Here is an 18,045-nt window from a genome sequence, read left to right as displayed (position 1 = left end):
TGTTTTTATAATCAAACGGCCTCGCATGGAAAAAAAACGTCAACAACAACTTACCCGCTGGCTGCGTCAACAGCGCGTACATGCTCGCCCCTGGACTTCAGTTTCTACACTGCTGGGTCTGGCCAGCGCCTTGCTGATCGTCGCTCAGGCCTGGCTGCTGGCGACACTAATGGATCGATTAATTATGGCGCAGCAGCCGCGCGCCCAGTGGCTGCCTGCCATGCTATTGCTACTGCTCTGTTTTGCCGCACGCGCCCTGCTTGGCTGGCTGCGTGAACAGGCAGGCTATCGCTCCGGCGAGCACATCCGCCGCGCATTGCGCAAGCAGGTGCTCGATCGTTTGCAACAGCTGGGCCCGGCATGGATTCAGGGAAAGCCCGCCGGTAGCTGGGCAACGCTGCTGCTGGAGCAGATAGAAGAGATGCAGGATTATTACGCACGCTATCTGCCACAAATGAATCTGGCGGTGCTGGTGCCGGTACTGATTCTGCTGGTTATCTTTCCGGTTAACTGGGCCGCTGGCGTTATTTTGCTGGTTACCGCACCGCTGATCCCGCTGTTTATGGCGCTGGTCGGTATGGGGGCCGCCGATGCAAACCGCCGTAACTTTCAGGCGCTGGCGCGTCTTAGCGGCGATTTTCTCGATCGATTACGCGGGCTGGATACGCTGCGTCTGTTTCATCGCGGTACGGCAGAAACCCAGGCGATTGCCAACGCGACCGAGGATTTTCGCCAGCGCACAATGGAAGTGCTGCGGCTGGCGTTTCTCTCATCGGCGCTGCTGGAGTTTTTCGCCTCGGTCTCAATTGCTATCGTCGCCGTCTATTTTGGTTTTTCCTATCTTGGCGAACTCGATTTTGGTCATTACGGTGCACGCGTTACGCTGTTTGCCGGTTTTCTGGCCCTGATTCTGGCACCGGAATTTTTTCAACCGTTACGCGATCTCGGTGCCTTTTATCATGCCAAAGCGCAGGCGGTCGGCGCTGCCGATGCGTTACACCATTTTCTTTCCACGCATGAAGAATCGCCGTCATCTGAGGGAAAACGGCCGCTGAATGACGATAGCCCGCTGCATATAGAGGCGCGAGCGCTTAAAATTCTGGCACCGGATGGCACAGTGCTGGCCGGGCCGCTCGATTTTTCACTGCTGCCGGGCCAGCGTATTGCGCTGGTCGGGCAGAGTGGCGCCGGTAAAAGTTCCTTAATTAACGTTCTGCTCGGCTTCCTTCCCTACCAGGGTTCACTGTTAATTAATGGCGTTGAGCTGCGTGATTTACAGCGGGACAGCTGGCATCGGGCGCTGGCCTGGGTGGGGCAAAATCCTCAGCTGCCGCAGGCGACGGTACGGGATAATATTCTTAACGGCCAGTCGGTTTCTGCGGCACGTTTAGAACAGCTACTCCAGCTGGCTGGTGTAGATGAATTTATCGCCCGGCTGCCGCAGGGGCTGGAGAGTGAAATTGGCGATCAAAACGGCGGCCTGTCTCAGGGCCAGGCGCAACGTATTGCCGTCGCGCGGGCGTTGTTGAAACCCTGCCAGCTGCTGCTGCTTGACGAACCGGCCGCCAGTCTTGATGCAACCAGCGAACAGCACGTGATGCGCGCGCTGTTAACCGCCGCCCGGCAGCAATCCACGCTGCTGGTAACACATCAGCTACACGATCTGGCGCAGTGGGATGAAATCTGGGTGATGCGCGACGGACAAATTATACAGCGTGGCGGCTGGCAACAGCTCGCCGGGCAGCCGGGGCCTTTTGCTGCCCTGCTCGCCCATCGTCAGGGGGAACTGGCATAATGACGATTCTGCGACCTTTTTTGCGGCTTTACCGCCGCCATTTCTGGCGTCTTACGCTGGGCATATTGCTGGCGATCGTTACGCTGTTAGCCAGTACCGGTCTGTTAACGTTGTCAGGCTGGTTTCTTGCCGCCGCTTCACTGGCGGGCGGTGCGGGCCTTTACAGCTTTAACTACATGCTTCCCGCTGCTGGCGTGCGCGGAGCAGCGATTATTCGCACCGTAGCGCGTTATTTTGAACGGCTGGTCAGCCATGATGGTACTTTCCGCGTATTGCAGCATCTGCGCGTTTTTACCTTTAGCCGTCTGCTGCCGCTGTCGCCTGCGGGCATTGCGCATTTTCGCCAGGGCGACCTGCTTAACCGTTTTGTCGCTGATGTCGATACGCTCGATCATCTCTACCTGCGCATCATCTCCCCTTTCATCGGCGCGCTGGTGGTCATTATCGTAGTGACGTTGGGGCTGTGCTGGCTCGATATTCCGCTGGCGCTGACGCTGGGCACGATTATGCTGCTTACGCTGCTGCTGTTGCCGCCGCTCTTTTACCATATCGGACGTCCTGCTGGCGAAACCATGACGTTCCAGCGCGCACGCTATCGTCAACAGCTGACCCGCTGGCTACAGGCGCAGGCTGAACTCTCACTTTACGGCAGCGTTGAAAACAGCCGTCAACAGCTGGATGAGACCGAAGCAAGCTGGCAGCAGGCGCAGCGTCGCCAGGCGAGCCTGACGGGGCTTTCACAGTCGTTACTGCTGCTGATTAGTGGCGCAACGGTAACATTGATACTTTGGCTGAGCGCAGGCGGCGTCGGGGTATGGCAGCCGCCCGGCGCGCTGCTGGCGCTGTTTGTTTTTTGTGCGCTGGCGGCATTCGAGGCGCTGGCACCGGTGGGTAGCGCCTTTCTCCACCTTGGACAGGTTTTCGCCTCCGCAGCCCGCATCCAGCAGGTGCTGGCTCAGCGGCCTGCCGTACGGTTTTCACAGAATAACCAAACGGCGAGCGCAGGTGCGCTACTGCTAAACAATGTGACGTTCTCTTATCCCAATGCACTTGGCCCTGCCCTGCAACACCTGTCGCTTCGGGTACAGCCCGGTGAGTCCGTCGCCCTGCTTGGCCCAACAGGATGTGGTAAAAGCACGCTATTACAGCTGCTTACCCGCGCCTGGGATCCACAGGAAGGTGAAATCCGCATTGGCGATATAGCGCTGACAGAATGGAGCGAGCCTGCACTGCGCGCGGCGATTGGCGTAGTCAGCCAGCGGGTGCATCTGTTTAACCAGACGCTGCGCGATAATTTACTGCTGGCGGCAACGGAGTGCAGCGATGAAGCGCTGATCGATGTCCTGAAGCAGGTGGGGCTGGAGAAGCTGCTGGCTGACGATCAGGGCCTTAACGCCTGGCTGGGCGAAGGAGGACGCCAGCTTTCCGGCGGCGAGCTGCGTCGTCTGGCTATCGCACGCGCGCTGCTGCATAACAGCCCTATCATGCTGCTTGATGAACCAACCGAAGGGCTGGATGCGGAAACGGAGCAGCAGATTCTGGCTCTGTTGGCGCGCGTCACCGCTGATAAAACCACCATCATGGTGACCCATCGCCTGCAGGGGCTGGATAATTTCGCTCGCATTTGCGTTATGGATCGGGGCAAGATCGTTGAACAAGGCAAACACGATGAATTAATGGCGAAACGCGGACGCTACTGGCATTTTCAGCAGCGCTTTACGCTATAGTCATAGTTTTCAGGAAGCAGGGCTTTTCATAGATGCGATTGATCCAGCTGTCACGCGACTCGCTTAATTTTCCGCCGCCGGAGATGGCGCTGCGTGAACCCAACGGACTGCTGGCGATGGGCGGCGATTTAAGCCCGGCACGTTTGCTTCACGCCTATCATCGCGGTATTTTTCCGTGGTTTTCACCTGGCGATCCCATTTTGTGGTGGTCGCCCGATCCGCGAGCGATCCTGTTGCCGGACGCGTTTCATCTCAGCCGTAGCATGAAGCGTTTTCATCGTCGTTCGCCCTACCGCGTAACCATGAACCGCGCCTTTGCGGATGTCGTTGAAGGCTGCGCCAGCGCACGTGATGAAGGCACCTGGATTACGCCTGAAGTCAAACGCGCCTGGCACCGCCTGTACGATGCGGGTCATGCGCATTCGATTGAGGTGTGGTTTGACGATGAGCTGGTGGGCGGCATGTATGGGTTGGCGCTGGGACAAATTTTCTGCGGTGAATCGATGTTCAGCCGCCGCGAAAACGCCTCCAAAACCGCGCTACTGGTTTTTTGCCAACATTTTAAACGGCATGGCGGGCAGCTTATTGACTGCCAGATACTTAACTCGCACACCGCTTCGCTCGGCGCTCAGGAGATCCCACGCCTCGACTATTTGCTGGCGCTTGGCAGGCTGGCACACGCACCGGTTGACGATGCCTGCTGGCAGAGCGATACGCTTTTTAACGCCGATCCGATGTTTTACACGCAACCGTGAGGAATAGTGGTATAATAGGCGGGTTTGGTATGTCGTCCGTTTATTGCGTCAGCGCATCGGAGTTACCGAGCCGGGAATTACCATGCATCTTCAGAACTGTTATTTATGGCTTGAGCCGGTTAACAGATTCTTAGCCGCTGTTCCCCCCGCTAGCGTCACTGTCACCAGACGACAAAGGTTATGCCTGTATGCTGCGCTACAGGTGCATGCAGGCGTTGGTATAATAACCAACTATTCTTTACATAATTCGTGGAATTCGGCATTATCTTGCCGGTTCAAAACTTGGAAGTCCACCCAGAGGATTCGATGGCCAAAGAAGACAATATTGAAATGCAGGGTACCGTACTTGATACGTTACCTAACACCATGTTCCGCGTGGAATTAGAAAACGGACACGTGGTTATCGCTCATATCTCCGGTAAAATGCGCAAAAACTATATCCGCATTCTGACGGGCGACAAAGTCACTGTTGAGCTGACCCCGTACGACCTGAGCAAAGGCCGCATTGTCTTCCGTAGTCGTTAATAACGTTTTGCGTTGAGGTGCAGGCTAACGCCTGTCTACTAAAAAGGCCGGATAATACCGGCCTTTCGCATTTCCAGCGTTACTCACGACAAAAAAAGGCCGGTATTATCCGGCCTTTTCTGTTTACATAGGTTGACGACTTAGTGCACCGTTCCTTCCGTTTTACGCTTCTCTGCGCTAACGAAATGGTAGGCCAGCTGGTTTTTCTCTTTATCGAGCGTTACCGATACTGAACCTCCATCCACCAGCGAACCAAACAGCAGCTCATTTGCCAGCGGTTTCTTCAGATTCTCCTGCACGGTGCGCGCCATCGGACGTGCGCCCATCGCTTTGTCGTACCCTTTCTCCGCCAGCCAGTCGCGCGCTTCGTCGCTGACTTCCAGCGACACGCCTTTCGCATCCAGCTGCGCCTGAAGCTCGACGATAAACTTATCCACCACCTGATGGATCACGTCGGTAGAGAGGTGACGGAACCAGATGATATTGTCGAGACGGTTACGGAACTCCGGCGTAAAGATCTTCTTGATCTCTTCCATCGCGTCGGTGCTGTTATCCTGATGGATCAGGCCGATCGATTTACGTTCGGTTTCCCTTACCCCGGCGTTGGTAGTCATCACCAGCACCACGTTACGGAAATCCGCCTTGCGCCCGTTGTTGTCCGTCAGCATGCCGTTGTCCATTACCTGCAATAGCAGGTTAAAGACATCCGGGTGTGCCTTTTCAATCTCATCCAGCAGCACCACGGCGTGCGGATGCTTGATCACCGCATCGGTCAACAGACCACCCTGATCGAAACCAACGTAGCCCGGAGGCGCACCGATCAGGCGGCTAACGGTATGACGTTCCATATACTCGGACATATCGAAACGCAGCAGCTCAATGCCCAGCGCCTTCGCCAGCTGTACCGTCACCTCCGTTTTACCCACCCCGGTAGGGCCGGCAAACAGGAAGGAACCCACCGGTTTGCGCTCATGGCCCAGACCGGCGCGGCTCATTTTGATCGCTTCGGTTAAGGCTTCAATGGCATCATCCTGACCAAACACCAGCATTTTCAGCCGATCGCCAAGGTTGCGCAGCGTGTCACGGTCGGTGGCAGAAACGCTCTTCTCCGGAATACGCGCAATGCGCGCCACAACCGATTCAATATCCGCGACGTTAACGGTTTTCTTGCGTTTGCTGACCGGCATCAGTCGGCTGCGTGCGCCCGCTTCATCAATCACGTCGATAGCTTTATCGGGCAGATGGCGATCGTTGATATATTTCACCGCCAGCTCTACCGCCGCACGCACCGCTTTTGCCGTATAGCGTACGTCATGATGCGCTTCGTACTTCGGTTTCAGTCCGTTAAGAATCTGCACCGTTTCATCAATACTCGGCTCGGTAATGTCGATTTTCTGAAAACGACGCGCCAGCGCACGATCTTTTTCAAAGATATTGCTGAATTCCTGATAGGTAGTTGACCCCATCACGCGAATACGCCCGCTCGACAGCAGCGGCTTAATCAGGTTAGCAGCATCAACCTGCCCGCCGGAAGCGGCACCGGCACCGATGATGGTATGGATCTCATCGATAAACAGAATGCTGCTTTCATCCTGCTCCAGCTGTTTCAGCAGCGCCTTAAAGCGCTTCTCAAAATCGCCGCGATATTTGGTTCCTGCCAGCAGCGAACCGATATCAAGCGAATAGATGGTGCAATCTTTCATCACTTCCGGCACGTCACCCTGGACAATACGCCAGGCCAGGCCTTCCGCAATGGCCGTTTTACCTACGCCTGATTCGCCCACCAGCAGCGGGTTGTTCTTACGTCGACGGCACAGCACCTGCACGGTACGCTCCAGCTCTTTGTCGCGACCGATCAGCGGATCGATACCGCCAACGCGAGCAAGCTGGTTGAGATTGGTGGTGAAGTTTTCCATACGCTCCTCCCCGCCTGCCTGCTCTTCGTTAATTTGATTTTCGGACCCCTGCGCCTGACCGGGCTCATCTTTACGCGTACCGTGGGAAATAAAGTTCACCACATCAAGACGGCTGACTTCATGCTTACGCAGCAGGTAAGCCGCCTGCGACTCCTGCTCGCTGAAAATAGCTACCAGCACGTTAGCGCCAGAAACTTCGCTGCGCCCGGACGACTGAACATGGAAAACCGCACGCTGCAACACGCGCTGGAAGCTAAGCGTCGGCTGTGTGTCACGCTCTTCTTCCGTTGCCGGTAGCACCGGCGTGGTTTGTTCGATGAAGGCTTCGAGCTCCTGCCGCAGAGCCACAATATCCACCGTACAGGCTTCCAGTGCCTCTCTGGCCGACGGGTTACTGAGCAGCGCCAGTAGCAGATGCTCGACGGTCATAAATTCATGACGGTGCTCACGCGCTCTGGCGAAAGCCATGTTTAAACTGAGTTCCAGTTCTTGATTGAGCATTAGGCACCTCCCCCAATTATCGCCCTACGGTTCATGCCGGAATGGCACAAGGCCGATCAGGCTTTTTCCAGCGTACACAGCAACGGATGCTCATTTTCCTTCGCGTAGCGATTGACCTGCGCAACCTTGGTTTCCGCCACTTCTGCGGTAAAAACGCCGCAGATCGCCTTGCCCTGATAATGCACCCTGAGCATCAGTTGCGTTGCACGCTCAATATCATAAGAAAAGAACTTTTGCAGTACGTCAACCACAAATTCCATTGGTGTGTAATCGTCATTGTTGAGTATAACTTTATACATCGAAGGCGGTTGCAGACCTTCACGCAGTTTCTCTTCCGCCAGATGTTCAAAGTTAAGCCAGTCGTTAGTGTTTCCCATAGAATTCCATCGTAATCTGTATTGCGCGCCGGCACGAAAAACTCCGCGCCATACCATAATTGTAACACGCACGCCGTCAGGCTTCGCGCGGGTGAAAAAATATCCGCCGCTCCGTCAGCGCGACCGCTATCACAAAATCAGAAATAGCGTTAACTGCCTCAAAGTTTGACGATTTGATCGATAGATGAACCTGTCGATAGCTTGACGCTTTACCCTGTTTCTTTACATTCTACAAGCTCCAGCTGATTGAGTTTTAAACAACTCAACGCAGCTTTGACGACCTCACTTATTCAGTAAAAAACGTCTTGCGAGGGAACCAGAAGTATGGAGAAGGGTACAGTTAAATGGTTCAACAATGCCAAAGGATTCGGCTTCATCTGCCCGATCGACGGCGGCGATGATATCTTTGCCCACTATTCCTCAATTCAGATGGAGGGATACAGGACGCTAAAAGCCGGACAACCGGTACAGTTTGCTGTCCATCAAGGACCTAAAGGTAATCACGCCAGCCTTATCGTTCCGCTTGAAGCGGCGACTGAAGGCGCCCGGGCCTGAACCTGTGCTGACACATTCTGTACAACCCGACTAAAAAATGCCAGTCATGGACGCTGGCATTTTTATTACTTACGATGGAGACCAAACAGAGGTGGGGACGCCCGCTGCCATTTCAACCCTGCCCCGCATTTTCCTGTCACGCCAGCAACGTCTTTTTGCTTATTGATACGATGGCGGCGCAAATACGCTATACAGCATAGTTATTGCGCCAGCGTGCGCTACACCCTTTGTGCCCCGATACCTTATCCCACTGATGCATCGCGTTATTTTTTTGCTGCTGTCTGTAAGGTAGGACGATGCCCGCCACCAGAAAAAAATAACGTTAAGAGCGCTGGATTATTACTGCATTAATGCTGAGGAAAGGATGGCACAACAGGCTGAAAAAACGGCAGAGGCGAAGACGCTATTGAAAGAATAAAGGCTCCGCAATGCAGAGCCTCTGTCATGATTAACGCAGCGTTTATTACTCGCCACGCAGCGCGCGTGGGAACAGCAGGTTATTTTCCAGGTGGATATGCTGCATCAGTTCCTGAATAAAATTATCGATACCGCTGTAGAGCGCGCGCCAGGTGGTGCAGGCCTCTTCCGGCGGCGTCAGGTTGTTGGTCAGTGATTTGATCACTTCCAGCTGTTCGCCCGCTTCGTTGTGTTCAAATTCCATCACCGCGATCGGATCGGAAGCGCGTGAGCCAAAACCCTGTTTGATCATCGGGAACAGTACACGCTCTTCTTTCATCATATGTTCGCTGAGGTGCTGATAGACCTCGTCAATGACTTTGGTCAGACCGCGAGGACAGGCCGCTTTTGCACCGTGCACGCGCTCCACTTTTTCCGCCATGGCAATCAGATCGGGTAGCTGCTGACGATGCCCATCGTGATAACGCGTAATGATATGATCGATCAGCTCAGCAAGCGGCGCTTCACGCCAGTTTTCATCGTTGTTGGTTTCTTGCCGGGTCAGCTGCTGTAGCTCTTGCTCAATTTTATCGATATCCAGGCCGCGTCGTTCAGCCATCTCAGCCAGCGTATGTTTGCCGCCGCAGCAGAAATCAAGATCGTATTTATGAAACAGCGCGGTGGAACCAGGGATTGCAATGGCAATTTCACCTAAAGATGTTGTGCGTAATGACATGACCTTTACCTCACATGGATTTATAAGTTGCATATTAAATACATCTTTTAGGGAAAACCAGATTATTTTCCCGCAGCCGGGACAAAAAAGCTCAGATTGAAAAAATTACACCATATGGGGGATACAGCTAAAAGAACGGGTTAAGTGGCGTTAACCATCCATATCAGCACGCGCCTCATGCGCCAGAGAAGCAGGTCGTTTTCAGGTTACGCTTTACGCCGTACGGTTTTTTAGCTAGCGTGACGATCATCAAATTTATTTACGGATTTCACAGGGATATGTACTCAGGCCTGCTTATTATTCTTCTGCCGTTGATTATCGGCTATCTGCTGCCGCTGAAATCTGCCATGCTGCAACGCGCGGTTAACCGCCTGCTAAGCTGGATGGTTTATATCATTCTCTTTTTTATGGGTATCAGCCTGGCATTTCTGGACAACCTGGCGGCAAACCTGCTGGCGATTCTGCATATCGCTGTCGTCAGCGTCATCGCTATTCTGGCCTGCAATCTTATTGCGCTGCGCCTGCTGGAAAAAAGGTCTCCCTGGCATCATCAACATCAGCAAGAAGCGCTGCCGTCACGGCTGCATATGGCGCTGGAGTCGCTAAAGCTGTTGGGCGTGGTAGTGCTGGGCTTTTTGCTCGGCCTGACCGGCTGGAAGGTGTTGCATCATGCCACACAGGCAAGCGAGTACGCCCTGTTTTTTCTGCTGTTTCTGGTTGGTTTGCAGCTGCGCGGCAGCGGTATGACGCTGCGGCAAATCGTCTTAAACCGCCGTGGCATGATGGTAGCCATCGTCGTTTGCCTGAGCGCCTTTGTCGGCGGCGCACTGGCCGCGTTGGTGCTGGGCCTGCCGCTAACGACCGGTCTGGCGCTGGCCAGCGGCTACGGCTGGTACTCGCTTTCCGGCATTTTGATGAGCGAAAGCTTCGGGCCGGTCATCGGCAGCGCCGCCTTCTTTAACGACCTGATGCGCGAGCTGCTGGCGATTATGCTAATACCGGTACTGATTCGGCGGCATCGCTCAAGCGCGCTGGGCCTGTGCGGTGCCACCTCAATGGACTTTACCCTTCCTGTATTACAGCGCTCCGGTGGCCTTGAGATCGTACCGGCAGCTATCGTGCATGGCTTTGCGCTCAGCCTCGCGGCACCAGTGCTGATCGCGTTGTTTTCATCCTGAAACGGACAGGGCTGGCAAAAGCGTGTCAGCCGCCGCTTCCCTTTTGCTTTAGATCAAATCAGATGCAATTATTTCAGGCTCTGCTTGCCTGCTACCCCAGGTGATCGTTTATAAGTTGCATTTGAAATACAACTTATAAAGAGACGATATTATGTTCTGTATTCAATGTGAGCAAACCATAAGAACCCCCGCGGGCAATGGCTGCGCCTGGGCGCAGGGCATGTGTGGCAAAACCGCGCAAACCTCCGATCTTCAGGATCTGCTGATCGCTGTCCTGCAAAGTCTTTCCGCATGGGCATTACACGCGCGGACGGAAGGCATTATCGAGCATGAGATTGACAGTTTCGCACCACGTGCTTTTTTCTCAACGCTGACGAACGTTAACTTCGACTCCAGTCGCATTATCGATTTCGCTTTTCAGGCGCAAATCTATCGCGACCGCCTGAAAGCACGCTGCTCGCTGCTGGGCCTGACGGAGCCTGAACATCCGCTGGCTAACCTGACGCTTAACAGCAACGATGCTGAAATCCTGCAGCAGCAGGCGCATGCATTCGCTCTGAATGCCGGTGAAGATCATGAAGATGTGGTCGGTCTGCGTCTGCTCTGCCTGTACGGCCTGAAAGGCGCCGCCGCCTATATGGAACATGCTCACGTTCATGGCCGCTACGATAACGATATTTATAAACAGTATCACCAGATCATGGCATGGCTCGGCACCCGTCCGAATAACATCGAAGAGCTGCTGGCCGAGGCGATGCACATTGGTAAAATGAACTTCACCATCATGGAAATGCTGGATGAAGCGCAAACCACCACCTACGGCGATCCGCAGCCGGTACAGGTCAACGTACGCCCGGTAGCGGGTAAAGCGATCCTGATTTCCGGTCACGACCTGAAAGATCTACAGCTGCTGCTGGAACAGACCGAAGGCACCGGTATTAATGTCTACACCCACGGTGAGATGCTGCCGGCTCACGGCTATCCGGGGCTGAACAAATATCCGCACCTGGTAGGTAACTACGGTAGCGGCTGGCAAAACCAACAGACCGAGTTTGCCCGTTTCCCTGGCCCAATTGTGATGACCTCTAACTGCATCATCGATCCGACCGTTGGCGACTACGACAGCCGTATCTGGACGCGCAGCATCGTCGGCTGGCCGGGCGTTAACCACCTTGATGGCGATGATTTCACACCGGTTATCGAACAGGCGCAGAGCATGGCGGGCTTCCCGTGGGATGAAATCCCGCATGAAATTACCGTTGGCTTCGGTCGCCGCGTGCTGCTTGATGCCTGCGACTCCATTATCGATTTAGCCACGCAGAAAAAACTGCGCCACGTCTTCCTGGTGGGCGGCTGTGACGGTAGCCGTGACAAACGCAGCTACTACACCGATCTGGCAATGGCGGTACCGAAAGATTGCCTGATCCTGACGCTGGCCTGCGGTAAATATCGCTTCAATAAACTTGATTTCGGTACGCTGGAAGGCCTGCCGCGCCTGCTGGATGTCGGTCAGTGTAACGACAGCTATTCCGCTATCGTACTGGCAGTGAAACTGGCGGAAAAACTGAACTGTGGCGTTAACGACCTGCCGCTGTCGCTGATCCTCTCCTGGTTCGAACAAAAAGCCATTGTGGTGCTGCTGACGCTGCTGGCACTTGGTGTGAAAAATATCCGCACCGGCCCAACCGCACCAGCCTTCCTGACCGACAACCTGCTCGCCATTCTGGAAAAAGAGTTCGGTATGATCCCGGTGACCACGGCAGAAAACGATCTTGCTTCCATTCTGGGGACACAGGAGTAAACCATGAATATCACGACGCTTTGTCCCTGGCGCATGCAGGTTCACCATGTTATCCAGGAAACGCCGGATGTCTGGACGCTGGCGCTAATCGATCACGATTTCTACCGCTGGCAGGCGGGTCAGTTTGCGCTGGTGCGCATCGGCAACAGCGAAGAGGTGCGTGCCTATACGCTCTCTTCCACCCCGGGCCAGAGCCGCTTTATCACCCTGACTATCCGTTACATTGAACAGGGTAAAGGCTCCGGCTGGCTGACGCAGCAGGTTAAACCGGGCGATTACGTCTGGTTATCCGATCCGCAGGGCAGCTTTAGCTGCGAACAGCATCCCTCTTCGCACTATCTGCTGTTAGCGGCAGGCTGCGGTATTACTCCGATCATGTCAATGGCGCGCTGGCTGCACCACAACCGCCCGGAAACGGACGTACAGCTGATCTACAGCGTGCGTTCGCCGCGCGACGTGATCTTTGCCGAAGAGTTACAGCAGCTCAGCAGCTGGCTGAAACTGACCATTATCGCGGAACAGCAGCCGGAAGCGCAGATGCTTGCCGGACGTCTGACGCGCGATATTCTGGCCCAGCAGGTGCCGGATATGGCGCGCCGTACCGTAATGATGTGCGGCCCGCAGCCTTATATGGATCAGGCGGAGAGCGATGTGCGTGCGGCTGGCGCGGTCAAGGTGCTGCGTGAGCAGTTTACCGCTGCCGCGCCGGAAGAAGAGAACGACAGCGGCGTGCGCTATCGTCTGAGCAGCGCTTCACTGCCGCTACAGGGTGCAGAGTTCCCGGCTGGCTGGTCGCTACTGGCAGCGATGGAACAGCATAAAGTGCCGGTAGAAGCGGTCTGCCGCGCCGGGGTATGCGGCTGCTGTAAAACACGCGTTGCCCGTGGCGAATATCAGACCAGCAGTACCACTGGCCTGACCGAAGCGGAAATCGCTGCCGGTTATGTGCTGGCCTGTAGCTGTCAGCCAGCGGGAGATATCGAACTGGCCTGACAGTACTGACACACCTGGTTTCATAGTGGCCTGTCGGCTTCATTGTCCATTGACTAGACTTTCAGCATTCGCGAAGTCTCGTCAGTGGGATGATAGCTCACAATAGTAAGGAGCCACTATGAAACAAACCGTTGCCGCGCTGATTGCGCAAACGCTGGAAAGTGCTGGCGTCAAACGTATCTGGGGAGTCACCGGCGACTCCCTGAACGGGCTGAGCGACAGCCTCAACCGCATGGGCACCATTGACTGGATGCCCACGCGTCACGAAGAGGTTGCCGCCTTTGCCGCCGGTGCCGAAGCGCAAATCAGCGGTCAGCTGGCGGTATGCGCCGGTTCATGCGGGCCGGGCAATCTGCATCTGATTAACGGCCTGTTTGACTGCCATCGTAATCATGTGCCGGTGTTAGCTATCGCCGCGCACATTCCCTCCAGCGAAATCGGCAGCGGTTATTTTCAGGAAACCCATCCCCAGGAATTATTCCGCGAGTGCAGCCACTACTGCGAGCTGGTCTCTAACCCTGAACAGTTACCTCAGGTGCTGGGCATCGCCATGCGCCAGGCGATCCTCAACCGTGGCGTCTCCGTAGTGGTACTGCCAGGCGATGTGGCGCTGAAACCCGCGCCGGAAGAGGCCTCCTCCGCCTGGTATCCGCCACAGCAACCGGTTATTCAGCCACCTGAAAGCGAACTGGAAAAGCTGGCTGCGCTGCTGAATGAATCGCAAAACATCACGCTAATGTGCGGCAGCGGCTGTGCGGGCGCGCATCAACAGGTGATCGAACTGGCCGCCGCGTTGAAAGCGCCGGTGGTACATGCGCTGCGCGGCAAAGAGCATATTGAGTACGATAATCCTTACAGCGTCGGTATGACCGGGCTAATCGGCTTCTCCTCCGGCTATCACGCCATGATGAACGCCGATACGCTGGTGCTGCTCTGCTCGGCACCCAGTTCCCCTATCGCGCCTTCTACCCTACAAACGCAAAAATTATTCAGCTTGATATCTCTCCTGGTCGCATCGGTGCACACTGCCATGTTGACATGGCTTTAGTGGGTGACGTGAAAGCAACAATTAACGCGCTGCTGCCACGGCTGGAAACCAAAGTCGATCAAACGTTTCTGGAAACGGCGCTGGAGCACTACGCTGACGCACGTAAAGGGCTGGACGATCTGGCGCAGCCAAATGATAAACAGCTGATCCATCCGCAATATCTGGCGCAGCGGCTCAGCGACTTCGCCGCCGACGATGCGGTTTTCACCTGTGATGTCGGCACACCAACGGTCTGGGCGGCACGCTACCTGAAAATGAACGGCAGGCGCCGTCTGCTGGGCTCTTTTAATCACGGTTCGATGGCGAACGCCATGCCACAGGCGTTAGGCGCGCAGGCTCTGGATCCCAGGCGTCAGGTGGTAGCGATGTGCGGCGACGGCGGCTTCAGTATGCTGATGGGCGATTTTATTACCGTGGCGCAGCTAAAGCTGCCGGTAAAGCTGGTGGTGTTCAATAACAGCGTGCTTGGCTTTGTGGCGATGGAGATGAAGGCGGGCGGCTATCTGACCGACGGTACCGATTTAGATAATCCAGACTTTGCCGCTATCGCTGGCGCCTGCGGCGTTAAAGGCATTCGGGTAGAGCACGCCGCCGATCTCGATAGCGCCATTCAGGAAGCGTTTGCGCATGACGGTCCGGTATTACTGGATGTCATCACGGCGAAAGAGGAACTGGCGATGCCGCCACAAATTAAAATGGAGCAGGCAAAAGGCTTCAGCCTCTATATGCTGCGCGCCATTATCAACGGTCGCGGCGATGAGGTGGTGGAGCTGGCAAAAACCAACTGGCTGCGGTAAAACAGAACTCCCCCTTCTGTACGGGCACACGGGTGCCCGTTTTTTTGAGGAGCATCCCGTTGATAGATTTACGCAGTGATACGGTTACCCGTCCATCACCGGCCATGCTGTCGGCCATGGTTTCCGCCCGCACCGGTGACGATGTTTATGGCGACGACCCTGGCGTTAACGCGCTGGAGGCGGAAGCGGCCCACCTGAGTGGCAAAGCGGCGGCGCTGTTTTTACCTACCGGTACCCAGGCCAACCTGGTTGCCCTGCTCTCTCACTGTCAGCGCGGCGATGAATACATCGTCGGGCAGCAGGCACATAACTATAAATATGAAGCGGGCGGCGCGGCGGTGCTGGGCAGCATTCAGCCACAGCCGATTGAGGCGGCGGAAGATGGCACGCTGCCGTTGGAAAAGGTGGCGGCGGCGATCAAGCCTGACGATATGCATTTTGCCCGTACCCGCCTGCTAAGCCTGGAGAATACCTTCGGCGGGCGCGTATTGCCCGTTGCTTATCTGGCTGAAGCCTGGCGCTTTACGCGTGAGCGACAGCTGGCGCTGCATATCGACGGCGCGCGCATTTTTAACGCTACGGTCGCGCTGGAGCTGCCGCTATCCTCCCTCTCCTGCTATTGCGATACGTTAACTATCTGCCTGTCGAAAGGGCTGGGTGCGCCGGTAGGTTCGTTGCTGTGCGGCGATGCAGACTATATTCAGCGCGCGCGCCGCTGGCGCAAAATGACCGGTGGCGGTATGCGCCAGGCGGGCATTCTGGCTGCGGCGGGAAGCTATGCGCTGGAAAATAACGTGACGCGGCTACAGGAAGATCATGAGAATGCCCGCTGGCTGGCAGAACAGCTCCAGGCGCTGGGTATTACTGTCAGCCAGCATACCAATATGGTCTTTGCGCAACTGCCACCGGAACAGGTAGCGCCGCTCCAGGCGTGGATGCGGGCGCGCAATATCCTGATCTCGGCAGCGCCGGTTACGCGGCTGGTTACCCATCTGGATGTCGATCGCGCTGCGTTACAGCAGGTCATCACCCAGTGGAAGGCTTTCCTTGCGGCACAGTAAGCGCCGCCTTTACTCGCCATATTTCTCCACCAGCGCCTGAGCAATCGCCAGCGTTTCCGCATCGGCCAGCCCCCGATAGTCGGCGGGCCGAAAATGCATCTGAAAAGCGGCAATCAGGTTTTGCCGCTCTGTCGGCGTCAGGGCTGCTTCCACCTGATAACCATAACGAGCCAGCAGCGCCAGCAGCGCTTCCTGCGCCACCGGCTGATGCGGATCGCGCCCCTGTAACAGCGCCTTCACCCTTGAACCTTCCGGCCAGGCACCGATGCCCTGCTCCGCCAGCCGAGCCCACGGAAAACGCGGGCCGGGATCCTGCTTACGCTGCGGCGCAATATCGCTGTGCCCGACAATATTTTGCGGCTCAATGCCGTAGCGCTGTGTTAAATCACGCAGCAGCGGCAGCAACGCATCGATCTGCTGCGGGGCAAAGGGATAAAACTCCCTGCCCTGTGGCGTGTAGCGATAGCCCGCATTCACCAGCTCAATACCGACTGAGGTATCGTTAAGGCGTGTCGCGCCGCGCCAGTAGCTAGCCCCGGCATGCCAGGCAAGCTGCACTTCTGGCACCAGCTGCAAGATTAATGGCGTACCGCGATGCTGCGGCGGATGGGCTGGAATCAGGTAGTGCACGCTGACCGCATTATCCGTCAGCGTCGCCAGCGAAGTGGGGAAATCTTCCGCCGTATAGTGGATCACCACGCTTTTTATGCGCGGCCTGGCACCCAGCGCGGTATGACGCGTATCCACGCTGTAGCCCTGACGCTGTTGCAGGCCGCTGGAACCACAGCCAGCCAGCAGCAGCGTCAGTATCAATACAACGCCGCGTTTCACCGCGTTTTCACCGCCGTACCGCTAACGCTGACCATCAGCATGCTGCTGTCTTTACCGACGGTTTCATAATCGATATCGATGCCGACAATAGCGTTAGCGCCCAGCGTTTTTGCCTGCGCCTCCATCTCCTCAAACGCCAGCTGACGCGCTTTGCGCAGCTCTTTTTCATAGGCACCGGAGCGTCCACCGACGATATCGCGAATACCGGCGAAAAAGTCGCGGAAAATATTGGCACCCAAAATCGCCTCGCCGGTGACCACGCCACAATATTCTGTAATCACCTCGCCTTCCAGCCCAGGGGTTGTAGTTAGCTTCATGTTTTTCTCCTTTTCTGATTCAGCGACAGTTTAGCCCGTACCGTTAAAAAAGCGGGACTATACTTTATGCTAAAACAAAGCCTTGCCTGATGACATAAGGAAATTGAAATGAAAAACACCGCATTTGCCACCCTGCTACCTGCTGTTATGCTGCTGAGCGCCTGTACCACCGTTGAGCCAGCCTATAAAGATATTGGTACGCGCGTGGCACCATGCGTAGAAGGCGGGCCAGATACCGTGGCGCAAAAATTCTACGATTTGCGCATAGCGCAGCCAACGCAGGGACTGCCAGATAATCAGCTGCTGGCGCGCTATCGCCCTTATCTGAGCGAAAAACTCTATCAAAGCCTGTTGAAAGCCAATTCCCGCAGTGATAAACCCGCCGAATGGCGTCAGGGCGATCTCTTCTCCAGCCTGGCACAGGGCCCGACGACGGCAAAAGTGGCGGACGCGTCCACCATTCCCAATACCGACGCGCGTAATATTCCCCTGCGCGTTAGCCTGACGCGTGAAGGCGACAAACGCGTCAGCTGGCAGGATGAGGTACTGATGGTGCGTGAAGGAACCTGCTGGACAGTGGATGACGTACGCTATGTCGCAGACTGGCAGCGTTCCGCTGGCGGCACGCTGGGGCAGCTGCTGGAAAAATAAGTTACCCTTTATCGCGTCGCCCAACGGCGACGCTATGGTTATCATAAAATGATTAAAATCCCCACGCATATTCACCGCGTCTTTT

The 18,045-nt window shown here is 55.7% G+C and carries 15 protein-coding genes and 1 pseudogene; 11 read left to right on the top strand and 5 right to left on the bottom strand.

Translation table 11 applies throughout. The features are described from left to right. Positions 1-25 precede the first annotated feature (25 nt). The 4 genes from cydD to infA all read left to right on the top strand — a co-directional run bounded on the left by cydD (position 26) and on the right by infA (position 4,802). Complete coding sequence (gene cydD / locus C7M51_RS03685) at positions 26-1,795, top strand: heme ABC transporter permease/ATP-binding protein CydD (RefSeq protein WP_160620557.1); 1,770 nt, start codon at positions 26-28, stop codon at positions 1,793-1,795. Continuing rightward, entirely contained in the window at positions 1,795-3,522 is a 1,728-nt protein-coding gene (cydC, locus tag C7M51_RS03680; RefSeq protein WP_160620556.1) for a heme ABC transporter ATP-binding protein/permease CydC, read from the top strand. The genes cydD and cydC overlap by 1 nt, the downstream gene beginning before the upstream one ends. 32 nt (positions 3,523-3,554) lie before the next feature. Continuing rightward, positions 3,555-4,277 carry a leucyl/phenylalanyl-tRNA--protein transferase gene (aat, locus tag C7M51_RS03675; RefSeq protein ID WP_160620555.1) on the top strand — a complete coding sequence of 241 codons (723 nt, stop codon included), beginning with the start codon at positions 3,555-3,557 and terminating at the stop codon, positions 4,275-4,277. A gap of 306 nt (positions 4,278-4,583) precedes the next feature. Beyond that, positions 4,584-4,802, top strand: coding sequence for a translation initiation factor IF-1 (gene infA, locus C7M51_RS03670; protein ID WP_160620554.1), 219 nt, complete (start codon positions 4,584-4,586; stop codon positions 4,800-4,802). 140 nt (positions 4,803-4,942) lie between these two features. On the opposite strand, the gene clpA is transcribed toward infA, so the two are convergent. Then, positions 4,943-7,219, bottom strand: a complete 2,277-nt coding sequence (gene clpA, locus C7M51_RS03665; RefSeq protein WP_160620553.1) for an ATP-dependent Clp protease ATP-binding subunit ClpA — start codon at positions 7,217-7,219, stop codon at positions 4,943-4,945. 56 nt (positions 7,220-7,275) lie between these two features. Then, a complete protein-coding gene (clpS, locus tag C7M51_RS03660; protein ID WP_160620552.1) occupies positions 7,276-7,596 on the bottom strand; it encodes an ATP-dependent Clp protease adapter ClpS in 321 nt (106 codons plus the stop codon). Positions 7,597-7,920: 324 nt separating this feature from the next. On the opposite strand from clpS, the gene cspD reads away from it, so the two are divergent. Beyond that, a complete protein-coding gene (cspD, locus tag C7M51_RS03655) occupies positions 7,921-8,151 on the top strand; it encodes a cold shock-like protein CspD (protein ID WP_160620551.1) in 231 nt (76 codons plus the stop codon). Positions 8,152-8,614: 463 nt separating this feature from the next. On the opposite strand, the gene ytfE is transcribed toward cspD, so the two are convergent. Beyond that, positions 8,615-9,283 (bottom strand): iron-sulfur cluster repair protein YtfE, encoded by a 669-nt coding sequence (ytfE, locus tag C7M51_RS03650; RefSeq protein ID WP_160620550.1) that lies wholly within the window; start codon positions 9,281-9,283, stop codon positions 8,615-8,617. Positions 9,284-9,561: 278 nt separating this feature from the next. On the opposite strand from ytfE, the gene C7M51_RS03645 reads away from it, so the two are divergent. The 5 genes and pseudogenes from C7M51_RS03645 to ltaE all read left to right on the top strand — a co-directional run bounded on the left by C7M51_RS03645 (position 9,562) and on the right by ltaE (position 16,161). After that, positions 9,562-10,461 (top strand): LysO family transporter, encoded by a 900-nt coding sequence (locus C7M51_RS03645; RefSeq protein ID WP_160620549.1) that lies wholly within the window; start codon positions 9,562-9,564, stop codon positions 10,459-10,461. 151 nt (positions 10,462-10,612) lie between these two features. Next, positions 10,613-12,262 carry a hydroxylamine reductase gene (gene hcp / locus C7M51_RS03640; protein WP_160620548.1) on the top strand — a complete coding sequence of 550 codons (1,650 nt, stop codon included), beginning with the start codon at positions 10,613-10,615 and terminating at the stop codon, positions 12,260-12,262. Positions 12,263-12,265: 3 nt separating this feature from the next. After that, positions 12,266-13,255, top strand: coding sequence for an NADH oxidoreductase (gene hcr, locus C7M51_RS03635; RefSeq protein ID WP_160620547.1), 990 nt, complete (start codon positions 12,266-12,268; stop codon positions 13,253-13,255). Positions 13,256-13,373: 118 nt separating this feature from the next. Beyond that, positions 13,374-15,100: pseudogene (gene poxB / locus C7M51_RS03630) on the top strand (ubiquinone-dependent pyruvate dehydrogenase). Positions 15,101-15,159: 59 nt separating this feature from the next. Then, positions 15,160-16,161 (top strand): low-specificity L-threonine aldolase, encoded by a 1,002-nt coding sequence (ltaE, locus tag C7M51_RS03625; protein ID WP_160620546.1) that lies wholly within the window; start codon positions 15,160-15,162, stop codon positions 16,159-16,161. A gap of 9 nt (positions 16,162-16,170) precedes the next feature. Here ltaE and C7M51_RS03620 read toward each other — a convergent pair whose 3' ends face one another. Together C7M51_RS03620 and C7M51_RS03615 are read right to left on the bottom strand one after the other, a co-directional pair. Beyond that, on the bottom strand, positions 16,171-16,992 hold the full coding sequence (locus C7M51_RS03620; RefSeq protein ID WP_160620545.1) for an N-acetylmuramoyl-L-alanine amidase: 822 nt from the start codon (positions 16,990-16,992) through the stop codon (positions 16,171-16,173). After that, positions 16,989-17,309: a heavy metal-binding domain-containing protein gene (locus C7M51_RS03615; protein ID WP_141174599.1), complete on the bottom strand. Its 321-nt coding sequence runs from the start codon at positions 17,307-17,309 to the stop codon at positions 16,989-16,991. The genes C7M51_RS03620 and C7M51_RS03615 overlap by 4 nt, the downstream gene beginning before the upstream one ends. A 108-nt stretch (positions 17,310-17,417) precedes the next feature. Here C7M51_RS03615 and C7M51_RS03610 point away from each other — a divergent pair, with 108 nt between their 5' ends. Then, complete coding sequence (locus tag C7M51_RS03610; protein ID WP_160620544.1) at positions 17,418-17,960, top strand: lipoprotein; 543 nt, start codon at positions 17,418-17,420, stop codon at positions 17,958-17,960. Positions 17,961-18,045 lie beyond the last annotated feature (85 nt).

Origin of the sequence: Mixta intestinalis, assembly GCF_009914055.1 — a bacterium.
Classification (GTDB): Bacteria; Pseudomonadota; Gammaproteobacteria; order Enterobacterales; family Enterobacteriaceae; genus Mixta; species Mixta intestinalis.
This window is presented reverse-complemented; position numbering and strand designations above follow the sequence as displayed.